The organism is Tateyamaria sp. GN1-10, from assembly GCF_055693845.1.
In genome coordinates, this window is record NZ_JBVFUR010000004.1 from 1,014,475 (window position 1) to 1,039,057 (window position 24,583).

Consider the following 24,583-nt stretch of genomic DNA (forward strand, 5'->3'; position numbering starts at 1 on the left):
CGGAGGATCAGATGTCGAACACGCCCCACAAGCTTATGCAGGATTTTCCCGAACACGCAGATCGCATTTCGGACCTGCGGCAGACCGATGCGCATTTCGCCCGCTTGCTCGATGAATACCACGACGTCAATCGCGCCGTGCACCGCGCCGAGACGGATGTTGAACCCGTATCAGACGCGCATATGCAAGACATGCGCAAGCAGCGCATGGCGCTGAAGGACCAGCTCTATGCCACGCTGACGGCCGCCTGAACGGGGTCGTTCACACGATAAATCGCATTTGAACTAAACTCGGCTCAAAACGCATTGCGGTGGCAACCCCGTGTTTAGGGATGTCGCCGCACAAACCCCGCACGCGATGATTTCAGAACGGGATTGCGATGCGGCGGATTTGGGGCCTTTTGGCGTGTGTTGGATTGGTGGGGCAAGGGGCATTTGCCTGGGCGGAGGCGTTGCCGATGGTCAGTCGGGCCAGCCTGATGACTAAGGCGGCACCGCTGATCAGTTCAGAGCCGATGATCCGTCATTCCGGGCCGAGCCTGTTTGCAGGGCGTTCCATCACTGGCCTTTTTGCGCCGCCCGATCCCAAGGAACTCGACAACTTGCGGAACTATCCCGTCGAAGGGCGGGTGGCGCGGTTGCGCAACCTGATCGCACAGGCAGAGGCAGGCAAAAAGGGGTATGACGCGGTACAGTACGGGGCAAAGGTCAAACCCGCAGCGGCCCCAACCCGGCTGACGATTCAGCAAATCTATGACTGGATCGACGCCACACCGGACCAGCCCCACGCCATTGGCCGCTACCAGTTCATTCCACCCACCTTGCGGCGGCTCGTGCGGCAGGCGGGGATCGACCCCAAGACGCAGTTCACACCGCAAGTGCAGGATCGTCTTGCAGACATTCTGCTGGCTGACGCTGGCCTTGCACCCTTCCTCGCGGGCGAGATGAAGCGCCAGACCTTCATGAACAATCTGGCCAAGATCTGGGCGGGTCTGCCCAATGACACCGGCAAGTCCCATTATCATGGATATGCGGGCAACAAAGCGACAATGTCATGGGCGCATTTCGACGCGCAGATGGTCCGGATTTTCACGCAATAAAATGTCCCCGGCGCATTTGGCACGGGGTGGCGGAGGACACCTCCGCCTTACAGTGTAACGCGTAAAGCTGACGCGCCCGTAAGGCGCACGTGCCGTGCGCCCCACCCAACAAAAAACCCCCGGCGCGGGGCCGGGGGCAATCCTGTTCGGCGGGGGAACCCCCGCCTTACAACGGCTTACTGCGGGATATCGCCTTCGATGCCTTCGACATAGAAGTTCATGCCAGCCAGGGTGCCATCATCGGCGGTCTCACCATCTGCCAGGAAGGGCGAGCCGTCCTGCTTGTTCAGCGGGCCGGTGAACGCATGGTACGATCCATCCGCCAAAGCGGCCTTCATTGCCAGTGCCTCTTCCTTGACCTCGGCGGGAACAGCGTCCGAAATCTCGCCGATGCCAACCATGCCAGCGCCGATGCCGTCCCATGTGTCTTTCGACTCCCAAGTGCCGTCCATCACGGCGCGGGTGCGCGCGATATAGTAGGGGGCCCAGTCATCAATGATCGACGACACGCGCGGGAAGGGCGCGTACTGGCCCATGTCCGACGCTTGGCCAAAGGTCACAACACCACCGGCTTCCTGAGCAGCCGCTTGCGGTGCGGTGGAGTCGGTGTGTTGCAGAACAACGTCCGCACCTTGATCGATCAGGGTCTTGGCGGCGTCCGCTTCTTTCGCGGGGTCAAACCACGTGTAGACCCAGATGATCTTGAACTCGACATCCGGGTTCACCTTTTTGGCGTGGATATAGGCCGAGTTGATGCCACGGATCACTTCGGGGATCGGGAAAGACCCGATATAGCCGATGGTGTTGGTCTTGGTCATCTTGCCCGCGATGTGGCCCTGAATGGCGCGGCCTTCGTAGAAACGGGCCGAGTAGGTGGACACGTTCGGGTGCAGGCGCTTGTAGCCGGTCGCGTGCTCGAACTTCACATCCGGGAACTTGGCCGCGACGTTGTTGGTCGGGTCCATGTAGCCGAACGAGGTGGTAAAGATCAGGTCAGCCCCATCCAGTGCCATCTGAGTCATCACGCGCTCGCTGTCCGGGCCTTCGGCCACGTTCTCTACGAATACGGTCTCAACCGCATCGCCGAACTCTTCCTCGACCGCAAGACGACCCTGATCGTGCTCGTATGTCCAGCCGCCGTCGCCCACGGGCCCGACATAGACAAAGCCAACCTTCGTTTTCTCATGGCCATCGGCATAGGCGCCGCCCGCCAGACCAAGCGCCAGCGCGGCACTTGCCATCAAAGTGGTGAATTTCATTCAGGTAGTCTCCCCATTTAGGTGCGCCCCTTATCCCGAGGCGTGGAATGTACGCCCCAGTGAGCCGGGGGCGCGTGATTTATCTGCGCTCAGAATCACCAGAACGATGATCGTCACGACGTAGGGGGACATTGCCAAATACTCGACCGGAATGGCAACGCCCGCGCCCTGCAGGTTCAACTGGAGCTGGGTAATTCCGCCAAAAAGATAAGCACCCAGCAACACGCGCCATGGCTTCCAGCTGGCAAACACAACCAGGGCGAGGGCAATCCAGCCCACACCGGCTGTCATCCCCTCGGTCCACTGTGGCACGCGGATCAATGAAATGTAGGCACCACCCAAGCCTGCGCAGGCCCCGCCAAAGAGGATCGCAAGCGTGCGGATGCGCTTGACCTTGTACCCCAGCGCGTGGGCCGCATCGTGGTTTTCCCCCACCGCGCGCAGGACCAGCCCCATGCGGGTGAATTTCAGTACCGCCCACGTGGCGGCAACGATTCCAAGGCCCAGATAGACCATCAGGTCATGACCAAAGATGATCGGCCCGATGACCGGAATGTCAGCCAGCGGCCCCAGCGGCGTTGCCTCGGCACGGGGCGGTTTGATCCCCACATAGCTCTGCCCCATGAGCGACGACAACCCAAGGCCAAAAAGGGTGAGGGCAAGGCCCGACGCCACTTGGTTCGCCAGCGCGACCTGCGTGAGAAAGGCAAAAAGCAGGGACAGCACCGCGCCCCCGACAGCGGCAGCGATGAAGCCCACGGTGGGTGAGCCGGTGTTCACGGCAATGATAAAGCCGCAGACAGCGCCCGTGATCATCATTCCCTCGACCCCAAGGTTCAAAACACCTGCGCGTTCCACGACAAGCTCGCCGATGGCCGCCAGCAGAATGGGCGTCGCGGCCGCGATCATGGCAGCGATCAGGAGAATGGGATTGATGGCGGAAAGGTCCATGTCAGTGCCCGAACCCATGCAAGAATACGTGGAGCATCGCGCCACCCAGTGCAGCGCCACCCAGCATCAGCGTCGCATGCTGACGGCTTGGCCGGTGCACCCGTGCCAACCATGCGCGCAACCGGGGACTTGCAATAAAGGGCGCGGCAAGCAGGACCAAAGCCGCCACCGCGTGCGCTCCAACAAAGACAAGCAGCGCCGTCAGGTCCAGCGGTTCTGGCGACATGATCTGCCGGTGTAGCATGAACAGCATCATCGCGCCCATCACGAGCCCTAGACACGTGGGTATCAAGGTTTGTCTTGTCATCATGCTACCTCTGCCCGGCCAACCCGCACGCGGTAATTCGTCAACACGTCCAGCGCCAAAAGGAAGAACAGCAGCATCCCCTGAAACACCTGGATCGCCGCCGCTGGCAGACCCAGCTGCGACTGGGCAATGTCGCCGCCAATATATGTCAACGCCATCAGCAGTCCCGCGGCCACAATCCCCAGCGGGTTCAAACGGCCCAGAAAGGCCACGATGATCGCCGTAAACCCATAACCCACATTGAAATCAATGCTGATCTGACCCGATGGCCCCGCCACTTCGAACATCCCCGCAAGCCCCGCCAAAAGGCCGGACATGCCAAGACAGAACAGCACCAACCGTCCCGGATTAACCCCGCCAAACTTGGCCGCCCGTGGCGCCTCACCCGTCACCCGAATGGCAAATCCCAACCGGTGCCGTGTCAGCAAAACATAGGCAAAGATGACGGCAATCAACGCGGCAACCACACCCCAATGCATGCCAGTGCCCGCAATGATCTCGGCGTTGTGCGCAGACGGATACTGTTGCAGGTTCCGCGAACCGGGAAAGCCAAAGCCCTCCGGATTTTTCAGCAATCCCAACGACATCGATGCCAACAACTGCTCGGCCACATAGACCAGCATCAGCGACACCAAAATCTCATTGGTGCCAAACTTCACCTTCAAAACAGCAGGGATCATCGCCCAGGCCCATCCGCCCAAGGCCCCCGCCAACACCATGAAAGGAAAGATCAAAACACTCTCTTTCGGAAAAAAGGCCAACCCGGCCCCGGCACCGCAAATGGCCCCGACGATGTATTGCCCCTCGGCCCCGATGTTCCAGATGCCTGCTCGAAACCCCAAGGCCAGCCCAATGGCAATCAGCACCAGCGGCGCGCCTTTGATCAGCAGTTGCGGCCGGTAAAAGAACGCAAACTCGCCAAAGATCGGCTCCCAGAAAATCGTCGCAATGGCCTGCAACGGATCTTTGCCCAAAACAGCAAACAAGATCCCACCAAAGATCATGGTCAGCACCACGGCGAGCACCGGCGTGGCATAAGCCATAACAGCAGATGGCTGCGGACGCGCCTCGATCCGGATCATCCCCGCAGTCCTCTAATTCCCTGTTTCAAAAAAATCCCCCCCGGAGGGCTGGTCTCAAACATGTGCAACCTCCATCCCGTGGGCGCCGCCCAGCATCAAGCCAATCTGCTCGACATCCAGCCCCACAGTCGGACGCGGATCACTCAACCGCCCTTCGTTCAAGGCCGCAAACCGGTCCGAGATTTCCATCAACTCATCCAGATCCTGCGAAATCGCGACAACAGCCGACCCGTCCGCCGCCAAATCCAGCAAGGCCTGCCGGATCGCAGCTGCAGCGGCGGCATCCACGCCCCAGGTCGGCTGGTTCACCACCAGCACCTCTGGGCGCTGCAATACCTCGCGGCCAATCACAAACTTCTGCAGGTTCCCACCCGACAGCGACCGCGCCGCATTCTCCGGCCCCGGTGTGCGCACGTCAAAACCCGCAATGATCCGTTCGGCGAAATCGCGGGTCTTGGTCCAGTTCAGCATCCCGCGCCGCACCAACCCTTCGCGCGCGCCCCCGGTCAGCATCGCGTTCTCGGTCAGTGACATGTTGGGCGCCGCGGCATGACCCAGCCGTTCTTCAGGGGCGGCCAGCACGCCCAGACCGCGCCGCGCCTCCGGTCCGTTCTTCGCCAGATCGCTGCCCTTGAACTGCACCATGCCGACGCCGCAGGGCAGTTCCCCGGACAGAACAGCAAGCAATTCGTCCTGCCCGTTGCCTGCAACCCCACCAATGCCCAGCACCTCTCCCGCCCGCACATCAAAGGAAATGCCCCGCAGGGACATGCCAAAGGCAGACGGCGATGCAACCGAAAGGCCCGTCACCGACAACAAAACCTCACCGGCGTCATGGGCGGCGGCCTTGGGTGTGGCAAGCGTGCTGCCCACCATCATCTCGGCCATCGCGCGGGCTGACGTGTCGCGTGGCACGCAGGTCCCCACCACCTTGCCGCCGCGCAGGATCGTGGCGGCATCGCACAATGCACGGATTTCCTCCAGCTTGTGCGAGATATACAGGATCGCCGTGCCCTCCGCGCTCAGCTTGCGCAGGGTTTCAAACAGGATCTCCACCTCCTGTGGTGTCAGGACAGAGGTCGGCTCGTCCATGATCAACAGCTTGGGGTCTTGCAGCAGGCAGCGAATGATCTCGACCCGCTGCCGTTCCCCTGCTGACAAATCGCCCACCACCCTGCCCGGTGACAGGGGCAGGCCATAGGTCTCCGACACCTCCCGGATACGGGCTGCCAGCGTGCGCATGGGCGGTGGTGTTTCCATACCCAGTGCGATGTTCTCCGCCACGCTCAGCGCGTCAAACAGCGAAAAATGCTGGAACACCATGCCCACGCCCGCTGCCCGCGCCGCCCGCGGATCGGCGGGGGCAAAGTCCCCACCGTTCATCTGCATCGCGCCCGCATCGGGCTTCACCAGGCCATAAATCATCTTGACCAGCGTTGACTTGCCCGCCCCATTTTCCCCCAGCAACGCGTGGATTTCCCCGGGGGCGATGGACAGCGACACGTCATCATTTGCCATCACGCCGGGATAGGCCTTGGTCAAGCCGGTCAGGGACAAAAGGGGTGTCACGCACGCGTCTCCAGTCGTTGCGGTATGGTCTGCGTGGACTGTGCTAGCCGATAGGCAACCCCGACCGCAATCAAATGTGGGTCCTTTCCCAAAGATGGATCGCCAATGGGGCACGTGATGCGCGCAATTTCATCCGTGCCGTATCCCAGTGCGGCAAGCCTTTTGCGAAACCGCGCCCACTTGGTGGCGGACCCGATCAATCCGCAAGAGGCAAAGCCACGTGTCAGCACCGCGTGGCACAGGCCCAGATCAATATCATGCGCATAGGTCAGGATCAGGTGATGCGCGCCGCGGGGCGCGTGGGCGGCAAGGGCAGGCAAGTCCGTGGCGGGCACGGTCGTGACGCACTCGGGCACGGCATCCGGAAACCGCTCGGCCCCTGTATCCGCCCAGGTCAGTTTGTATCCGGGCATGTGCTGCAGGATATCAACCAACGCGCGCCCGACATGGCCCGCGCCCCAGATCCAGATATCCTGATCCGGCGCGCGCACCGGTTCGATCATCCATCCGTCCTTCAGCTGTGCAGGGGGCAACCGCTCCTGGTTCCGCGCCGCCTTCATCATGCGTTTGATCGACAAAGGCATGGGATCAGGTCCGCGCGCCACAAGATCATCCGGCAAGGCCCGCGCGCGGTTCAGATCATAGACCTCGCTCAACGCCTCGACTGCGCCGCCGCAGCACTGGCCCAGATCGGGGCCCAAGGCGTGGCGGCTGCGTGTGTCGTCGCTCAACGTGCGGGCCGCGGCCGCCAGCTCAAACTCAAGCGCCCCGCCGCCAATCGTGCCGGATTGGCCCGTGTCCCAAACCAGCATCGCCGCGCCCACCTCGCGCGGGGCAGACCCCTGCACGGACGCAATCACCACTCGCACAACGCGGGCGTGTGCCTTGCAGGCCGCAATCAGTTCCGCCCGATCAAACATCGCCACGCGCGGTGTGCACCGCCTTCAAAATCGTCTCAGCCGTGGCCGGGGCCTGTAGGTCAGGATAGTGCGATCCACAGGCCGCCGCCGCATCGCTCAACGCCAGAAAGGCGGATATGCCCAGCATCAGGGGCGGCTCTCCCACGGCCTTCGACTTGTAGATTGTGTCGGCGCGGTTCTCGCCCTCCCATAGGGCCACGTTGAACACATCGGGCCGGTCCGAACAGGCAGGGATCTTGTAGGTCGACGGCGCATGGGTCCGCAGACGCCCCTGATCGTCCCAGACCAACTCTTCTGTCGTCAGCCAACCCGCGCCCTGCACATACCCCCTCGACCTGCCCGATATCCAGCGCAGGGTTCAGCGATGCACCCGCATCATGCAGAATGTCTGCACGCAGAATACGGTTTTCCCCGGTCAGCGTGTCGATCACCACTTCGGTCACCGCCGCCCCATAGGCAAAGTAGAAAAACGGGCGGCCCTGACCCTTGATCCGGTCCCACTTGATCTCGGGCGTCTTGTAGTAGCCGGTGGAGGACAGGCTGATACGCGCCTCGTAGGTCAGGGCCGCCACCTCGGCAAAGCTGTAGTCGCCCGATCCGGCGCGCACCCGGCCATCCTCAAAGACCACCTCATCGGGGCGGCATTGATGTAACTGCGCCAGATGCTCGCACATCCGATCCCGAATGGTGTCGCAAGCGGCCTTGACCGCCATCCCGTTCAGATCACTGCCAGAGGAGGCGGCGGTGGCTGACGTGTTCGGCACCTTGGCCGTGTCGGTGGCCGTGATCTTGACCATCTCCAAGGGCAGGCCAAAGCGGCTTGCCGCCACCTGCGCGACCTTCTGAAACAGGCCCTGACCCATCTCGGTCCCGCCATGGTTCAGATGAATGGACCCGTCGGCATAGACATGGACCAAGGCGCCTGCCTGGTTCAGATGAGTGAGGGTAAAGCTGATGCCGAACTTCACAGGCGTCAGCGCGATACCCTTCTTCAACACCGGGTTGTCCGCGTTCCAGTCCGCAATCGCCACCCGGCGGGCCTCATAGTCCGACGTCTTCCGCAACTGCGCCACCAGCGCATCGCCAATGAAATCGTCAACCTCCTGCCCATAGGGCGTCGTCTGTTTCTTCTGACCGGAAATACCACCGCCGGAGGCGTAAAAGTTCGCAACCCGCACCGCCAGCGGATCAAGATCCAGATGGCCCGCCACATGATCGACAATCCGCTCCATGCCCAACATGCCCTGCGGGCCGCCAAACCCGCGAAAGGCCGTGGCGCTCTGCGTGTTGGTGCGCAAACGATGGCTCTCGATCCGCACGTGGGGCAGGAAATAGGTATTGTCGGCATGAAGCATGGCCCGGTCCGCAACGGGCAGGGACAGATCCATGGCCCAGCCACAGCGCACGTACTGACGCACATCCAGGGCGGTGATGCGGCCCGCATCATCAAACCCGACATCATAATCGATGCGGAAATCATGGCGCTTGCCGGTGATCATCATGTCGTCGTCGCGGTCATAGCGCATCTTGCAGGGGCTGCCGGTCGCGCGGGCAGCCACGGCGCAGGCCACGGCCAAGGCGTTGCCCTGGCTCTCCTTACCGCCAAAGCCGCCTCCCATACGACGGGTCTCGACCCGGACGGCATGCATGGGCCGCCCAATGGCATCGGCCACCTTGTGCTGAATCTCGGTTGGGTGCTGGGTGGACGAGATGACATGCATGTCCCCGTCCTCACCCGGCAGAGCAAGTGCTGCCTGCCCTTCGAGGTAAAAGTGCTCCTGCCCGCCAATCTCGAACGACCCCGTAAGGCGGTGCTGTGCCCCGCCCAATTCGGTTGTCGCATCGCCACGGGTATAGATGCGCGGGCCATCCTCGAACCGGGTGCCAGCCTTCAGCGCGTCGTCGATGGACAGAACAGGCGCTTCTTCGGTGATCTCAACGTTGCCCAGACGCGCCGCGTGACGGGCGGCCAGATGCGAGCGGGCAACCACCAGAAACATTGGCTGGCCGAGGTAGTGTACCGTCCCATCCGACAGCAGCGGCTCATCATGGGCTGAGGGCGAGACGTCGTTGGCAAAAGGCAGGTCTTCGGCCACAAGCACAGCAACCACATCCGGCGCGGACCGCACGGCATCAAGGTCCATCGCGGCAATCCGGCCATACGCGACGTCGCTCACGCCAAAGGCCAGATGCAACGTCCCCGCAGGTGTCGGCGTGTCGTCCACATAGCGGGCCGCCCCGGTCACATGCAGATGGGCGGCGTCATGGGGCAGGGGTGTTGCGACTGTCATATGTTCGCCTCCGGCAAAACGCTCATGACGTCACCTCCAGCACATTGGTGGCCTGCCCTTGATCCTCCAGCCACGCGCGCAACAGCATGTTCTGCGCCGTCTGCATCCGGTAATCGGCAGAGGCGCGCATGTCGCTGAGCGGTTGGAAATCGCGGCTCATGGCCTGCATGGCGCGGGCCACGATTGCATCGGTCCAGGGTTGGCCGCGCAGCGCCGTTTCGGCATGCGCGGCCCGCTTGGGCGTGCCTGCCATGCCGCCAAAAGCAAGGCGCACCTCGGTCACGACGTCATTGACAACTTCGATCCAGAAACAGCCGCATACGGCCGAAATGTCCTGATCAAACCGTTTCGATAGCTTGTAGCAGCGCAAGGCGTCGTCTTGCCGTGGAATCGTGATCGCCTCGACAAACTCGTTCTCGGCCCGGTCCTGCTTGCCATAGTCGATGAAGAAATCCTCGATCGGCAGCGTCCGCACCCCGTCCACCGACCGCAAATGCAGCGTCGCGTCCAAGGCGATCAGCGCGGGCGAGCCATCTCCGATGGGCGAGCCATTGGCGACATTGCCGCCGATGGTCGCTGCATTGCGCACCTGCACGGACCCATAGCGGCGGATCAACTCGGCAAAACCCGGGTGACGGGGTGCCATGGCGTTGTGCAAATCGGTCAGGGTTGTGGCCGCTCCGATGCGGATGTCATCCTCGGTGACAGTCACGCCAGACAGATCCGGAATGCGGTTCAGAAAGGCAACCGGTCCAAGATCCCTGAACTGCTTGGTGACCCACAGACCCACATCCGTGGCCCCGGCAATCAGCGTGCCGCCGGGGTTCTGATCCAGCCACGTCGCAAGGGCTTCGGGCGTGGTTGGGGGCTCTGCCCCCGCCTTCGGCTCCCCCGAGGTATTTTGGGCCAGAAGAAGGGGAATGTCCTTTACATGGTCAGGAACGGGCGCTGTTTCAGCCGCCTCTGCTGCGCGGATGATCGGCGCGTAACCCGTACAACGGCACAGGTTGCCAGCAAGGGCGGTGTCGTGATCCGTGTCGCCGTTCAGGTGTGCCGTGGCCATCGTGGTGATGAAGCCGGGTGTGCAGAATCCGCATTGCGACCCGTGGTGGTCGATCATCGCCTGTTGCACAGGGTGCAAGGTGCCATCGGGTGCGCTGATCCCTTCGACCGTGCGCACCGCCTTGCCTTCAAGCTGTGGCATGAACAGGATGCAGGCGTTCAGGGCCCGCGCCCCGTCCACATCCGTGACCATCACCGAACAGGCCCCGCAGTCGCCTTCGTTGCAGCCTTCCTTGGTGCCTGTCAGTCCAGGGTGGTCCCGTAGCCAGTCCAGCAGCGTTGTCGTGGGTGTCGTGTCAGCCGTGATCTCGCTTCCGTTCAGAAGAAAGGTCGTACGCATATTGTTTTGTGCCTGCCGCGTTACCAACGCCCTTTTTGGGCCTTTTGGTCGATGCGGCGTAGACCAAAGGGCGGGCAGTCGGTCGTCAGGTTAGGCGAGGCAGACAGGGATTGGCAAGCTGTGCGGCCCTGTCAGGCTACCATCTTGGCGGCCAGTGCCTCCAGATTGGCCAGCCCCGCTTCCCAGCCCGTCTTGAATTCACCATCGGCATCCGGCCCGGCAAAGGATGACACGGCCACCGCCACATCCAGTTTCGAACCCGCACCGTCAGGGGTGATGCGGTAGGTGACAAGCGTGGTCGCAATGGCGCCTTCGCCCATGTTCACCGTCTCGGTAAAGGCCGCGTCATGTGGTCCGTCGATCCGATACCAGCGCGTGTCGACCGTGAACTCTGGCGCGTCCGCAGGTCCGCTGTGATGCGTCTCAAGCCCACCAACCCTGAAATCCGACGTTTGGAGTGTCATCACCATCCCTTCGCCCGGCGCATTCCATGTCCCGCGCATCTCGGCATCCGTCAAAACGTGCCACAAGCGATCCGGAGTGAGGGGAAATGTGCGCGTCAGTTCAAAATGTCCGGTGTCGGTGGTCATGTCCGGGTCCTTTCTAGGTGGTCGGCGAGGCGGGCAAGCCGATCCATGCGGCCCTCCCACATCGATTTGTGCGCCTCGAACCAGTCCGCCCCGGCGCGCAGGGCCTCGGGTTGCATCTCGACCGTGCGGACGCGCCCCTTTTTCGTGCTTGTGACCAATCCGCTGTCTTCCAGCACCTTGAGGTGTCGCAGGAAGGTCGGCAGCGCCATGTCGTGCCCGTCATGCAATGCGCTGACCGCGGCAGGGCCTTGGATCAGCTGTTCCACCACCGCCCGGCGGGTCGGGTCGGCAAGGGCGCTGAAGAAGCTGTCGAGTTGGTTAGTCATATAGCTAAGTATTGTTGCAAGGCGATTCGTGTCAAGATACTTAGTTGTTCAGCTATCTATTGACCTGTGGATAACATCTTGTGGGGCTTTCCCAGCGGCGCGCCACGACATATCGTAGGTCCATGACTGACGCCCCCCGATTCATCCACCTCCGCACCCATTCCGAATACTCCCTGCTTGAAGGGGCCATGCGCCTGAAAAAGCTGCCCGGACTGGTGCGTGACGCAGGTATGCCCGCCATCGCACTGACCGACACGAACAACATGTTCGCGGCGCTCGAATTCTCGGTGGGCATGGCTGGGGCAGGGGTCCAACCGATCATCGGCTGCCAGGTTGATCTGCAATACATGACGCCGCGCCCCGGCGAACGCCCGCGTGACCCTGCACCGCTGGTGCTGCTGGCCCAGACCGAGGCTGGCTATGAACACCTGATGAAGCTGAACTCGTGTCTCTATCTGCGCGACGGCTCAGAGCTGCCTCATGTCACGGCCGATGAATTGGCACGCCACTCGGATGATGTAATTTGTTTGACCGGGGGGCCGGATGGTCCCGTCGGGATGCTGCTCCAAACCGGACAGACGCCCGCCGCACAGGCGCTGATGGACCGGCTCAAAGAGATCTTTGGCGACCGGCTTTATGTCGAGTTGCAGCGCCACCCGGGCGAGGGCGGACAGCCCGAAGCTGAACGCCTGACCGAACGGCCACTCATTGAAATGGCCTATGCCATGGACCTGCCGCTGGTCGCCACCAATGACGTCTATTTCCCCAAACCGGACATGTACGAAAGCCACGACGCGCTGATCTGCATTGCCGAAGGGGCCTATGTCGACCAGCAGGAACCACGCCGCCGCCTGACGGCCCAACACTATTTCAAAAGCCAGGCTGAAATGGTGACGCTGTTTGCGGACCTGCCCGAGGCCATTGAAAACACGGTTGAAATTGCACAGCGCTGCGCCTTCATGGCCTATCGCCGTGATCCGATCCTGCCAAAGTTTGCGGATGACGAAGTGGAGGAGTTGCGCCGTCAAGCCAACGAGGGCCTGCAGGACCGGCTCAAGGTCATCCCGCATGCCACCAGCGAGGAAGAATACCAGAAACGCCTCGATTTCGAACTCGACATCATCGAAGGCATGGGCTTCCCCGGCTACTTCCTGATCGTGGCGGACTTCATCAAGTGGGCCAAGGATCAGAACATCCCGGTTGGCCCCGGCCGTGGGTCCGGTGCGGGCAGCCTTGTGGCCTACGCGCTCACGGTCACCGACCTCGACCCCTTGCGCTACGCCCTGCTGTTCGAACGGTTCCTGAACCCCGAACGGGTCTCCATGCCCGACTTCGACATCGACTTCTGCATGGACCGGCGCGAGGAAGTGATCCGCTACGTGCAAGAGAAATACGGCCGCGACAAGGTCGGACAGATCATCACCTTCGGTGCACTTCTGTCCAAGGCTGCCGTGCGCGACATCGGCCGCGTGCTGCAAATGCCCTATGGCCAGGTGGACCGGCTGTCGAAACTGATCCCGGTCGAAGGGGTCAAACCGGTCAGCATCGAAAAGGCCCTCGCGGATGAGCCGCGCCTGCGCGAAGAAGCGCGGAACGAAGAGGTGGTCGCCCGCCTTCTGGAATACGGCCAGCAGGTTGAGGGGTTGCTCAGAAACGCCTCCACCCACGCCGCTGGCGTTGTGATCGGGGACCGGCCATTGGATGCGCTTGTCCCGCTGTACCAAGACCCGCGTTCAGATATGCCCGCCACCCAGTTCAACATGAAATGGGTGGAACAGGCGGGTCTCGTCAAATTCGACTTTCTGGGCCTGAAGACCCTGACGGTGATCCAGAATGCAGTCGAGCAAATCCTTGGCTCGGGCCGCAAGCTACATGTGGCCGCAGATGGGACTGAACTCTACACGCCGGCAGAGGGAATGGAGAATGACATCGGGGGCATCCCCCTCGATGACGAGCCTTCCTACAAGCTTTATGCCGCAGGCAAGACGGTGGCCGTGTTCCAGGTGGAAAGCTCGGGCATGATCGACGCGCTCAAGCGGATGAAGCCTGACTGCATCGAAGACATCATCGCCCTCGTCGCGCTCTATCGCCCCGGCCCGATGGAGAACATCCCGAAGTTCTGCGAGGTCAAAAACGGGCTCAGCGAACGCGACACGCTGCACCCCTCCATCGACCACATCCTCGACGAGACCCAGGGCATCATCGTCTACCAGGAACAGGTGATGCAGATCGCGCAGGAAATGGCGGGCTACAGCCTCGGCGGCGCCGACCTGCTGCGCCGCGCGATGGGTAAGAAGATTCAAGAGGCGATGGACGCCGAACGCCCGAAATTCCTGGCGGGCTCGAAAGAAAACGGCGTCGACAAGGACAAAGCGATGGAGGTCTGGAACCTCCTCGACAAGTTCGCCAATTACGGTTTCAACAAATCCCATGCGGCAGCGTATGCCGTGGTCAGCTACCAGACGGCGTGGCTCAAGGCCAACCACCCGGTCGAGTTCATGGCCGGGGTGATGAACTGCGATATCCACCTGACGGACAAGCTGGCGGTCTATTTCGAAGAGGTGCGCAAAGGGCTCGACCTGCCTTGGGTGCCTCCTTGCGTGAACCGCTCCGATGCCACGTTCAAAGTGGTCGATGGCGCCCTTGTCTACGCGCTGGGCGCGCTGAAAAACGTGGGTGTTGAGGCCATGCGGCTGGTGCAGGAGGCGAGAGAAGACAAACCCTTCGTCAACCTCTTCGACTTCGCCCGCCGGGTGGACCTGAAACGGGTCGGCAAGCGCCCCCTCGAAACGCTGGCGCGGGCCGGGGCCTTTGACCAACTTGATCCCAACCGCCGCCGTGTCTTCGATGCGCTTGATGCACTCAGTGCCTATTCCGCAGCGATCCATGACCAGAAGAACTCGAACCAGGTCTCGCTCTTCGGAGAAGCAGGCGATGACCTGCCCGAACCCCGGCTGATGCCGGTGGACGACTGGCTGCCCTCGGAACGGCTGGGTGAAGAACACAAAGCGGTCGGCTTCTACCTCTCCGGCCACCCGCTGGACGACTACATGGGGCCACTCAAACGCAAGGGCATCCTCACACTGGACGAAGTGACGGCCAAGGCCGAAAGCCAGCCGCTGGTCGCCAAGCTGGCCGGCGTTGTATCGGGCCTGCAAATCCGCAAATCCGCCCGCGGCAACCGCTTTGCCTTCTGCCAGATGTCCGACACAACGGGTGCGTTCGAGGTCACGCTGTTCTCCGAAAGTCTGGAGAAAGCACAGGACCACCTCGAAACCGGGGCAAAGGTCATCGTCACGGTCGAGGCGACCATGGAATCCGACCAACTCAAACTGCTGGGCCGCTCGGTTGCCGCGATTGACACCGTCGTGGCGGATGTGGGCGGCATGGGGCTGCGCATCTTTGTCGAAGCGCCAAATGCCCTCGCGTCGGTTGCAACCGTGCTCGAAGGCGCGGTGACAGCGGCCAAGGGGGCAGGGCGCGGGCCCATCACCGTGTGCCTCATGGACGACAGCCTGCCGGGTGAGGTCGAGATGGACCTGGGCACGGAATTCCCGGTCACGCCGCAGATCAAGGGAGCGATCAAGTCCCTTTCAGGCGTGCTCGACGTGCAAGAGATGTAAGCGGCGCTCCGCCCGCCTGACTGGACCTGAAGCTCTCTTGCCGCTAATGACATCGCCGGGACGTTCAAAATCTGTGGGAGGAGCCGCGCGTGATGCGATCTGCGATGGCATGTGTGATGCTGCTTGCGCTTGCCGCCTGTGGCGATCCCTTGCACGGAATCGAACGCGTGTCCGAAGGGGCGACGCTGCCCGCAGAACCCGGCAACAACGCACTCCCATCCGAGGAAGAACTGGCGCGCGAGGGCAGCATTCTGGGCGATTTTCTGGACGGTACGGAAACGGATGTGGCCGAAGGTGCAGCACAATCTGCACGTCCACTGCCAACCGCCGACGTTTCCGAAACCGGACCAGTCGCCGCTGCACAGGCACAGACTGCGCCGCAGGAACAGGCCACACAAACGCCCCGGACGTCCGGCGGTCTTTTGGGTTGGCTTCGCGGTGCGGCGCAGAACGACACGCAAGCCCAGGCAGACGTCGTGTCAGTGGCTGCTGCTCCACAAGACCCGGAAACGATCCTTGCCAAGGCCGAAGACGCCCCGGCTGCGCAGAGCCCGGACCTGGTAGAGCCGCAAAAGCGCCGTGGCCTCTTTGGTCGGCCACGCGCCTCTGCACCCGGCAGCGCGGACATCATCGATGTCGCCCCTGGCATGACCGTCCCTTTCGGCCAGATTGCCCGTGCCTGCGCTGCCAATCCCGCAAAAACTGCGACGCTGGTGGACAAGGCGGCGGGCAAGGGGCGTGGCTACGCCCTCTATGACACGGTCCCTGACAGCACCGGTCCCCGGACGTTCTACGTGACTGGCTTCTCTGACAATTGCCCCCGCCAGTTCACTGCGGCATTGGCCCTGTTCGGCGAGCCCGCGTTTCACGAACAGTTACGCTACGGTCTGCCGGCCGACGAATACCCCTATTCCACGACGGACAAAGCGTACGAGACGCTGAAACGTCGCATCTGCAATGTGGGCCGCACCAAGCCGTGCGGCACGCGCATCGACCGGCTGTCGCGCAACACGACCTTCATCAGCGCCTACGAAAACTTCACCGACAACGCGCGCTGGGCGGACATGCTGTTGCACGACGGTGCTGTTCTGGCAACGGCGCTCAAGACACCCTGAACACGGCGCTGCTGGCCACTCGACCCTTCGGGGAGGATTTTTTGAAACAGGGAAGTGCTGGACGGTCCTGCACTATAACAACGGAGGCAAGAGGTCATCTGGTCAGAGTCCAGCCCTTGATCACAATGGACCAAGGGCCTTCCCCGTTTACACCGGTTCGCATCCCTGCTCCCGGTGCTCCGTGAGCAAATTGCATTAACCTTAATATCGGGTGAACGGGTCCGGCTTCCCTGTTTCAAAAAATCCTCCCCCAAGGGTCGCTTTCGGCCGGGCCGATCGGGTCAATAATGCGGCGGCCGTTCGTCGCCAAGGATCACACCGCCACCGCCATCCGCTTCGCGCTGCGCTTCCCGCTCCATTAGCATCTGCACGCGACGGGTCAGCAGGGCAATCTCCGTCTCCTGCCGCGCCGTGACTTCCGACAACTCATCCACCGTGCGCTGCAAATGCGCGATCTGTTCTTCCAGCTTTTCCATCTCTCCCTCCTGCCATCTCAGGCTCCGCTTGCCCAGCCCCCATGCCTGCGGTATCCCCGCGCCCGAACGCCAGATGGAGCACCACCATGGCCAAGCCCAAGAAAACTCCCCGCCCCAAGGCCCAGACGCCCAAGGGGTTTCGCGATTATTTCGGCACCGATGTCTCTGACCGGGCCGAGATGCTGCAGGCGATTGCCGGGGTGTATCATCGGTATGGCTTTGACGCGCTCGAATCCAGTGCCGTGGAAACGGTCGAGGCGTTGGGCAAGTTCCTGCCCGACGTGGACCGCCCGAATGAAGGCGTGTTTGCCTGGCAGGAAGAAGACGGCGACTGGCTGGCCCTGCGCTACGACATGACGGCCCCGCTGGCTCGCGTCTATGCCCAGCACCGCAACGACCTGCCGAACCCCTATCGCCGCTACACGATGGGCCCGGTCTGGCGCAATGAAAAGCCGGGGCCTGGGCGGTTTCGCCAGTTTTATCAATGCGATGCGGATACGGTGGGTACGGCTTCCATGGCCGCGGATGCCGAGATTTGCGCGATGCTCTCCGACACGCTCGAAGCTGTGGGGATCCGGCGCGGCGACTACGTGATCCGCATCAACAACCGCAAGGTGCTGAACGGGGTGATGGAGGTCGCGGGGCTTGCCGGTGACGACAAGGAGGCCGAACGCGGCATCGTCCTGCGCGCCATCGACAAGCTCGACAGGCTTGGCCCCGACGGCGTGCGCGCACTGCTGGGCGAAGGTCGCAAGGACGAAAGCGGGGACTTCACCAAAGGTGCCGGGCTGGGTGACAGCGAAGCCGACATCGTCATGGGCTTCATGGACGCTAAGCGGGACACCGGTACGGAAACCGTTGCCCGTCTGCGTGAACTGGTCCAAGGCTCTGACATCGGTGCCCAAGGCGTCGCTGAACTCGAAGAGATCGCCGCCCTCCTGGACGCTGCAGGCTATGGCCCTGATCGCATCATCATCGACCCCTCCATCGTTCGGGGCTTGGGTTACTACACCGGTCCCGTCTACGAGGCGGAACTCACCTTTGACGTCCAGAACGAAAAGGGCCAGACGGTCCAGTTCGGCTCCGTCGCAGGCGGGGGCCGCTACGACGACCTGGTCAAACGCTTCACTGGGCAGGAAGTCCCAGCCACCGGCGTCTCCATCGGTGTCGACCGGCTGCTCGCCGCCCTGCGCGCCACCAACCGCATCGGCACCACGGAACAAGGGCCCGTCGTCGTCACCGTGATGGACCGCGCCCGCATGGCCGACTACCAGGCCATGGTCGCCGAGCTGCGCAACGCAGGCATCCGGGCCGAGGTCTACCTGGGCAACCCAAAAAACTTCGGCAACCAGCTCAAATATGCGGACAAGCGCAACTCCCCCATCGCCATCATCGAAGGCGGGGACGAGAAAGTGCGCGGCGTGGTCCAGATCAAGGACCTCTATCTGGGCGCCAAGATTGCCGAGACGGCCACGCACGAAGAATGGGCCGGAAACCCCAGCCAGTTCGAAGTGCCGCGCGACCAGATGCTCGCCAAGGTGCAGGAGATCCTGAACCAATGACGCAAGCACGCCAGCGGGCCCATGCCCTGCGCGACAGCTTTGTCGCGGCGGGGGCACAGGCCGTGGAACCGCCCATCTTGCAATCCGCCGACCTGCTGCTCGACCTTTATGGCGAGGATATCCGCGCGCGCGCCTATGTGACCTCTGACGCCTTGCGTGGGGAACAGATGCTGCGCCCGGATTTCACTGTGCCGGTGGTCCAGATGCACATGTCAAACGGCGCCGAACCCGCACGCTACACCTATGCGGGCGAGGTGTTTCGCAGGCAGGAGGAAGACCCGGACCGGGCCAATGAATTCCTGCAAGTGGGCTACGAGGTCTTTGACCGCACCGATCCGGCAGCTGCAGATGCCGAGGTGTTCGCCCTGATCGCCGACGCCATCAGCACCTTGTCCTTGCGGGCGGCCACGGGCGACATCGGCGTGCTCATGGCGGCCGTGGATGGGCTGGACACATCCGAGCGGCGCAAGGCGGCCTTGCGCCGTCACATCTGGCGTCCGCGCCGGTTCCGCGCGCTGCTCGACCGGTTTTCGGGACGCAGTGATGTGCCAGAAACGCGCGCGGCCCTGCTGGCCGGAGAGGCGCAGACAGACGCACCGCTGACCGGTCTGCGCAGCCAGGCCGAAATCGATGCGCGCATCGCGGCCCTGCACGCGGATGCGGCAGAGCCACCCCTGTCCGGCGCGCAGATGGACAGCCTCGACGCGCTCCTGAACGTGCGCGAAACGCTGCCCTTCGCTCTGGCGCAGATGCACACGCTGTGCGTCGACTTGCCTGCCATCCGCCCCGCCGTCAAACGCGCCGACGCACGGGCCGAGGCGCTCAGCGCGCGGGGCGTGGACGTGGACAACCTGGAATTCGAGGCCAGTTTCGGGCGCACCTCGATGGAATATTACGATGGCTTCGTGTTTGGCTTTTACGCCGAACAGCGCCCTGACCTGCCGCCCATCGCCTCGGGCGGGCGCTATGACGCGCTGACCCGCCGCCTTGGCTCAGGTCAGGAAATCCCGGCAGTGGGGGCCGTCATCCGTCCGGGTCTGCTGGTCGAATTGGAGGCAACGCCATGATCAAGCTTGGTGTCCCTTCCAAGGGGCGGCTGATGGAAAAAACGTTCCAGTGGTTTGAAAAGCGTGGCATCACGCTCAGCCGAACGGGATCGGATCGCGAATATGCAGGGGCTGTTGACGGGATCGACGGTGTGTCGCTTGTGCTGCTGTCAGCCGGTGAAACGCCGCGTGAGCTTGCAGCAGGGCGCATCCACCTTGGCGTGACGGGCACCGACCTGATCCACGAAAAGCTGCCGCTGTGGGAACAGCAGGTCGAACCGATGGCCGAAATGGGTTTTGGCCACGCCGACCTTGTGTTGGCCGTGCCGCAGGGCTGGATCGACGTTGATCTGACCGACGACCTTGATGCGGCTGCCGCGGCCTTCCGAGGGACGCATGGCTTCCGCCTGCGCATCGCGACGAAGTATCACCGGCTGGTGCGGGATTTCCTGCGCGAGGCGGGCGTGGCCGACTATGCCCTCGTGGACAGCCAGGGCGCGACCGAAGGCACTGTGGCGAATGAAACGGCAGAGGCGATTGCCGACATCACCTCATCCGGCGAAACGCTGCGCGCCAACCACCTCAAGATCCTCAGCGACGGTCTGATCCTCGCCAGTCAGGCGACGCTGTGGCGGTCGCGCGTGGCTGAGGTCACGGATGCGGATCGCGCGGTGCTGGCGACACTGCTGGACAGGTTGGGGGCCGATTAGGCGCCAATTCTTTCCAAACAGTGAATGCGCCCGCGCAAACGTTAACAGGTGGAGAGTGTTAACGGTGTCTGAACGGGTGCGCTGACGGTAAAATGCGCAATTTGCGCGTCGAAATGTGCAGTTTGCCTGAAATGCGCCCAAATCCGCGGTTTTGGAGCGGGGCAAAGATCGCGGTTTATGCGGTAAAACGCGCAGTTTCGGAAAATCCGGCTCGAAAATTGTACCGCACGGTCGATTAACCTTTGGGCCTAAAGCACCCCGATCTCGGCCAGCGCCCGGTTCAGTTCGACCGGCAGCGGCTCCTCCCGCTCGCGGCCTTTCGGCAGGTCCGGCGGGGCATCTTCGGGCTTCAGATAACGCCACCCCTGGAAGGGGCGTTTCAACGCTGATTGCACCCGCACCAGCTCCGGATCCGACACGATGGCACAGCGGCGGATGCCGTCGCTGCCAATCACTTCGTCCAGCCTGATGATGCGCTGACGACAGGTCAAAACGCCTTTGACCACCCAAAAGATCGACCCACCGTTCAGGATTTCAGCCTGCCGCTTGGGCCACATGCGGGTCACGTGCCGCGGGTAGCCATCGGCGGTCTGCGCGCGCTTGGTCTGTTGCCACGCCGCCAGACTTTCATAGCATTCGCTGCCCACAGAAAGTTTGATCAGGTTGATGTACTTATCCACAGAGTCGTCCCCAAGCCACACTCTATATTGTAGCGTGTATCCACGCTTCTGCAATCTGTTGGGGTGTGCTACGTTGGTGATCTTCTGCCGACCGATAGATTCGACTGCCACCACGGGGATGCTCTGATGACACGTTTCGCTGCGCCGATCGCTGAACAGATCTGGGACATGAAGTATCGCTTCAAGGACGCCGATGGCACGCCCATCGACACCACGGTCGAAGACAGTTGGCGGCGCATCGCTCGTGATCTCGCCAAGGTCGAAAAAGACCCCGAAGCATGGGAGCAGACGTTCTATAACGCCCTGGAAGATTTCAAGTTTTTGCCCGCCGGTCGTATCACCGCCGGAGCAGGGACGGCGCGTTCGGTCACCCTGTTCAACTGCTTTGTCATGGGCACCATACCCGACAGCATGGCTGGCATCTTTGACATGCTGAAAGAGGCGGCCCTGACCATGCAGCAGGGTGGCGGCATTGGCTACGATTTCTCGACCATCCGGCCCAAGGGGGCAGGGGTCAAAGGCGTGGCGGCAGATGCCTCCGGACCCCTTAGTTTTATGGACGTTTGGGACGCCATGTGCCGCACCATCATGTCCGCAGGCAGCCGCCGCGGCGCCATGATGGCGACCATGCGCTGCGACCACCCTGACATCGAGGATTTCATCACAGCCAAGTCTGACGCCGCCCGCCTGCGCATGTTCAACGTGTCCGTTCTGGTGACGGACGCGCTTATGGAAGCGGTCAAGACAGACGGATCCTGGGACCTGATTTTTGATGGCACCGTCTACAAGACCTTGGAAGCGCGCGACCTCTGGAACGGCATCATGAAGTCGACCTATGATTATGCCGAACCCGGCGTGATCTTCATCGACCGCATCAACGCTGCCAACAACCTGAACTATTGCGAGACCATCGCGGCGACGAACCCTTGTGGGGAACAACCTCTGCCACCCTACGGCGCTTGCCTTCTGGGGTCGATCAACCTTGCCCGTTTGGTTAGCCAACCCTTTGAAGAGGCTGCTGAATTGGATGAGGCAGCGCTGTCCGACCTTGTCGGCACTGCGGTGCGGATGATGGACAATGTGGTCGATGCCTCCCGCTTTCCACTCGAAGCCCAGGCGCGCGAGGCGCAAGCCAAACGCCGCATCGGGCTTGGCGTTACCGGGCTTGCCGACGCACTGTTGATGTTGGGCCTGCGCTATGGATCCGACGAGGCGGAGCGTCAGACCGAGCAATGGTTGAAAGCCATCGCCCGCGCCGCGTATCTGGCGTCGGTGCAATTGGCGAAGGAAAAGGGCGCCTTCCCGCTGTTCGATGCCGAAGGCTACCTTGCAAGCGGCACCATGCAAATGATGGACGCTGACGTTCGTGACGCCATTACCGAACATGGCATCCGCAACGCACTTCTGACTTCAATTGCGCCTACGGGCACCATCTCGCTGTATGCCGGGAACGTGTCGTCGGGGATCGAACCGGTCTTTGCTTACGCATACACGCGCAAGGTCCTACAAAAGGACGGTTCGCGGACCGAAGAAGAAGTCGTTGATTACGCTGTACAAATGTGGCGCGATAAATTTGGCGATGCCGAGCTGCCCGACTACTTCGTCAACGCACAGACTTTAGCGCCCGCCGATCACGTCAAGATGCAGGCGGCAGCGCAGAAGTGGGTCGACTCGTCAATTTCCAAGACAATCAACTGCCCCGAGGACATCAGCTTTGACGATTTCAAAGATGTCTACATGCAGGCGTGGGATACTGGATGCAAAGGGTGTACGACGTACCGTCCCAACGCTGTGACCGGCTCGGTGCTGACGGTGGCCGAGGAGAAGCCGGCGGAGGCATCGGTGCTCGCCAACGACGACGCCGAACCACTGCAACCCCATGGTGACGTCATTTACATGGCCGAGCCGCTAGATCGACCCAACGCGCTTGAAGGCAACACATACAAAGTCAAATGGCCTGACAGTGAACACGCGCTCTACATCACCATCAACGACCTGGTGATTGGCGGGCATCGTCGCCCGTTCGAGGTATTCATCAACTCCAAGAACATGGAGCATTTCGCGTGGACCGTGGCGCTGACGCGCATGATCTCGGCGGTGTTCCGGCGGGGCGGGGATGTGTCGTTTGTGGTGGAAGAACTGAAGGCCGTCTTTGACCCACGTGGCGGCGCGTGGATGCAGGGAAAATACATTCCATCGATCCTGGCCGCCATCGGGGGCGTGATCGAACAACACATGATCCAGATCGGTTTCATTGAGGGCGAGGGCATGGGCCTCAAATCGGATCCACGGGCTGAGGTTGTTGGCCTTGATGCACCGCGCGGCAAAGCGTGTTCAAGTTGCGGCAGCTACGAGATGCGCATGATTGAAGGCTGTATGACGTGTGCGTCCTGCGGCTTTTCGAAATGCGGATAGCCTGGTTTGTTCCGGTTGGGTGAAACGCGTCACCCGACATGACCTTTTGGGTCACCAAACGGCCACTCCCTAAAGTCCTATGGGTCGAGGCGAGTCAAAAAATAACATTAATTCAATGGGCTAGGTTTCTCGAAGCAGATCTTCGATTTCTGAGACAAGCGCTGTCATCGTCGTCTCAAGTCCTATGCTGAGCCCGTTTATCGTATCAAGTGTCGGTTGATGCTTTTGCGTTTCCAGCAGAGAGATGTAACGCATCGAAACACCAGCCCTATGGGCCAGTTCTTCTTGAGTTAGCCCAAGCTGGGTCCGGCGTCTACGTACCACAAATGCAAATGAACTGAGTAACTTATCCGATTGCTCTTCCATGCAATCGGCTTCTCGGGTCTTTACGATTCCGTCTATGAAGTATACCATGAATCGTGGGAATTGTTTGCCTAGCTACCTTTTCTGTTGGAGGTCTGACAAAGGCTCGTCTGCGGCCGCGTCAAGAAGCAAAAACAGCGAAAACTGGTAAACATATAATCCAGTATTCAGCGCAAGCTCTTGAGGAGGGATTTAATGACTCAAAGCGATTTCGAGGCCAGGTTTGCCCCAGTATTTGCGCTGAAGGCTGCTGCTGGGTCCATTTCGCCCGAAGCGAAACCACTGAAACCGCAGGAGAGGCAACGAAACTGGGGCGTCTTGTTGGAAGCATTACCATCAGTACTGTCGAAGTGCTCCGGGATAGATTTGCACCCGGACAATGCTGACTACCCGAGCCCGCTGCGACTTTGGGACTTCCTGAACGGTCGTGAGATACTGGTCAGTTCCAACAAACGAGGCGGTTATGATCTTAGTATCAAAGCTGAAAGCGGAGTATGGACCGAAACTCAGTTGCCGCTGGATCTGATCTTATTGAAGTTGCTTACTCTTGATTACACACCGGAAGAACTCCGGGCTTTCCAAACTTAGTAGCGACTGCTGACCTAATGTGCTCATTGCAAAATCACTCGGCACTAATTCCAATCATCGTTCGGCATAGGCTGCATTGCTTTCGACGTTAGCATTGACCTCAAGTGCGTAGACCTCACATATCGAAGCGCTTGTGGGCAATGCGACCAGGGCGGAAAGCGGAAGTTCGCCGCGGTTGCGAGAAGTCATAGACAGAGGATTGAAAGCAG

General features: G+C 61.5%; 21 protein-coding genes and 1 pseudogene. 9 read left to right on the top strand and 13 right to left on the bottom strand.

The window, feature by feature from the left end; genetic code table 11:
- Window positions 1-11: 11 nt before the first annotated feature.
- Window positions 12-251: a YdcH family protein gene (locus ACZ1HN_RS06730; RefSeq protein ID WP_472726935.1), complete on the top strand. Its 240-nt coding sequence runs from the start codon at window positions 12-14 to the stop codon at window positions 249-251.
- A gap of 128 nt (window positions 252-379) precedes the next feature.
- The gene (locus ACZ1HN_RS06735) at window positions 380-1,099 is read left to right on the top strand and encodes a lysozyme family protein (RefSeq protein WP_472726936.1); all 720 of its coding nucleotides are present in this window, start codon (window positions 380-382) and stop codon (window positions 1,097-1,099) included.
- Window positions 1,100-1,275: 176 nt separating this feature from the next.
- Here ACZ1HN_RS06735 and ACZ1HN_RS06740 read toward each other — a convergent pair whose 3' ends face one another.
- The 10 genes and pseudogenes from ACZ1HN_RS06740 to ACZ1HN_RS06785 form a co-directional block, all read right to left on the bottom strand.
- Window positions 1,276-2,358, bottom strand: a complete 1,083-nt coding sequence (locus ACZ1HN_RS06740; protein WP_299771366.1) for a BMP family ABC transporter substrate-binding protein — start codon at window positions 2,356-2,358, stop codon at window positions 1,276-1,278.
- Between the two features lie 30 nt (window positions 2,359-2,388).
- Window positions 2,389-3,309: an ABC transporter permease gene (locus ACZ1HN_RS06745; RefSeq protein WP_299602377.1), complete on the bottom strand. Its 921-nt coding sequence runs from the start codon at window positions 3,307-3,309 to the stop codon at window positions 2,389-2,391.
- Between the two features lies 1 nt (window position 3,310).
- Window positions 3,311-3,565 (bottom strand): hypothetical protein, encoded by a 255-nt coding sequence (locus ACZ1HN_RS06750; RefSeq protein ID WP_472726937.1) that lies wholly within the window; start codon window positions 3,563-3,565, stop codon window positions 3,311-3,313.
- A gap of 50 nt (window positions 3,566-3,615) precedes the next feature.
- Complete coding sequence (locus ACZ1HN_RS06755; protein ID WP_472726938.1) at window positions 3,616-4,698, bottom strand: ABC transporter permease; 1,083 nt, start codon at window positions 4,696-4,698, stop codon at window positions 3,616-3,618.
- Window positions 4,699-4,752: 54 nt separating this feature from the next.
- The gene (locus ACZ1HN_RS06760; RefSeq protein WP_472729290.1) at window positions 4,753-6,216 is read right to left on the bottom strand and encodes an ABC transporter ATP-binding protein; all 1,464 of its coding nucleotides are present in this window, start codon (window positions 6,214-6,216) and stop codon (window positions 4,753-4,755) included.
- Between the two features lie 47 nt (window positions 6,217-6,263).
- Window positions 6,264-7,187, bottom strand: coding sequence for a xanthine dehydrogenase accessory protein XdhC (gene xdhC / locus ACZ1HN_RS06765; protein ID WP_472726939.1), 924 nt, complete (start codon window positions 7,185-7,187; stop codon window positions 6,264-6,266).
- Window positions 7,180-9,478 (bottom strand): annotated as a pseudogene (gene xdhB / locus ACZ1HN_RS06770) (xanthine dehydrogenase molybdopterin binding subunit). Before xdhB ends, xdhC begins: the two are co-directional and overlap by 8 nt.
- 22 nt (window positions 9,479-9,500) lie before the next feature.
- Window positions 9,501-10,880 carry a xanthine dehydrogenase small subunit gene (xdhA, locus tag ACZ1HN_RS06775; RefSeq protein ID WP_472726940.1) on the bottom strand — a complete coding sequence of 460 codons (1,380 nt, stop codon included), beginning with the start codon at window positions 10,878-10,880 and terminating at the stop codon, window positions 9,501-9,503.
- Window positions 10,881-11,011: 131 nt separating this feature from the next.
- Window positions 11,012-11,470 (bottom strand): SRPBCC domain-containing protein, encoded by a 459-nt coding sequence (locus ACZ1HN_RS06780; RefSeq protein WP_472726941.1) that lies wholly within the window; start codon window positions 11,468-11,470, stop codon window positions 11,012-11,014.
- Window positions 11,467-11,796: an ArsR/SmtB family transcription factor gene (locus ACZ1HN_RS06785; RefSeq protein WP_299550325.1), complete on the bottom strand. Its 330-nt coding sequence runs from the start codon at window positions 11,794-11,796 to the stop codon at window positions 11,467-11,469. The genes ACZ1HN_RS06780 and ACZ1HN_RS06785 overlap by 4 nt, the downstream gene beginning before the upstream one ends.
- Window positions 11,797-11,918: 122 nt before the next feature.
- On the opposite strand from ACZ1HN_RS06785, the gene dnaE reads away from it, so the two are divergent.
- A complete protein-coding gene (dnaE, locus tag ACZ1HN_RS06790; protein WP_472726942.1) occupies window positions 11,919-15,419 on the top strand; it encodes a DNA polymerase III subunit alpha in 3,501 nt (1,166 codons plus the stop codon).
- Between the two features lie 89 nt (window positions 15,420-15,508).
- Window positions 15,509-16,534 (top strand): hypothetical protein, encoded by a 1,026-nt coding sequence (locus ACZ1HN_RS06795; protein WP_472726943.1) that lies wholly within the window; start codon window positions 15,509-15,511, stop codon window positions 16,532-16,534.
- A gap of 281 nt (window positions 16,535-16,815) precedes the next feature.
- Here ACZ1HN_RS06795 and ACZ1HN_RS06800 read toward each other — a convergent pair whose 3' ends face one another.
- On the bottom strand, window positions 16,816-17,010 hold the full coding sequence (locus ACZ1HN_RS06800; protein WP_299602397.1) for a SlyX family protein: 195 nt from the start codon (window positions 17,008-17,010) through the stop codon (window positions 16,816-16,818).
- Between the two features lie 86 nt (window positions 17,011-17,096).
- On the opposite strand from ACZ1HN_RS06800, the gene hisS reads away from it, so the two are divergent.
- Genes hisS through hisG form a run of 3 tightly spaced genes read left to right on the top strand, consistent with a single transcriptional unit; the run spans window position 17,097 to window position 20,328 of the window.
- On the top strand, window positions 17,097-18,572 hold the full coding sequence (gene hisS / locus ACZ1HN_RS06805; protein ID WP_472726944.1) for a histidine--tRNA ligase: 1,476 nt from the start codon (window positions 17,097-17,099) through the stop codon (window positions 18,570-18,572).
- Window positions 18,569-19,639, top strand: a complete 1,071-nt coding sequence (locus ACZ1HN_RS06810; RefSeq protein ID WP_472726945.1) for an ATP phosphoribosyltransferase regulatory subunit — start codon at window positions 18,569-18,571, stop codon at window positions 19,637-19,639. The genes hisS and ACZ1HN_RS06810 overlap by 4 nt, the downstream gene beginning before the upstream one ends.
- Window positions 19,636-20,328, top strand: a complete 693-nt coding sequence (hisG, locus tag ACZ1HN_RS06815; protein ID WP_299602405.1) for an ATP phosphoribosyltransferase — start codon at window positions 19,636-19,638, stop codon at window positions 20,326-20,328. The genes ACZ1HN_RS06810 and hisG overlap by 4 nt, the downstream gene beginning before the upstream one ends.
- A gap of 248 nt (window positions 20,329-20,576) precedes the next feature.
- Here the strand turns inward: hisG and ACZ1HN_RS06820 are convergent, their stop codons facing one another.
- Window positions 20,577-21,008 (bottom strand): DUF1489 family protein, encoded by a 432-nt coding sequence (locus ACZ1HN_RS06820; RefSeq protein ID WP_299602407.1) that lies wholly within the window; start codon window positions 21,006-21,008, stop codon window positions 20,577-20,579.
- A gap of 126 nt (window positions 21,009-21,134) precedes the next feature.
- On the opposite strand from ACZ1HN_RS06820, the gene ACZ1HN_RS06825 reads away from it, so the two are divergent.
- On the top strand, window positions 21,135-23,423 hold the full coding sequence (locus ACZ1HN_RS06825; RefSeq protein ID WP_472726946.1) for an adenosylcobalamin-dependent ribonucleoside-diphosphate reductase: 2,289 nt from the start codon (window positions 21,135-21,137) through the stop codon (window positions 23,421-23,423).
- 120 nt (window positions 23,424-23,543) lie between these two features.
- Here the strand turns inward: ACZ1HN_RS06825 and ACZ1HN_RS06830 are convergent, their stop codons facing one another.
- Window positions 23,544-23,789, bottom strand: coding sequence for a helix-turn-helix domain-containing protein (locus ACZ1HN_RS06830; protein WP_472726947.1), 246 nt, complete (start codon window positions 23,787-23,789; stop codon window positions 23,544-23,546).
- Window positions 23,790-23,981: 192 nt separating this feature from the next.
- Between ACZ1HN_RS06830 and ACZ1HN_RS06835 the strand changes: the two genes are divergently transcribed.
- Complete coding sequence (locus tag ACZ1HN_RS06835; protein ID WP_472726948.1) at window positions 23,982-24,374, top strand: hypothetical protein; 393 nt, start codon at window positions 23,982-23,984, stop codon at window positions 24,372-24,374.
- Window positions 24,375-24,583: the final 209 nt, after the last annotated feature.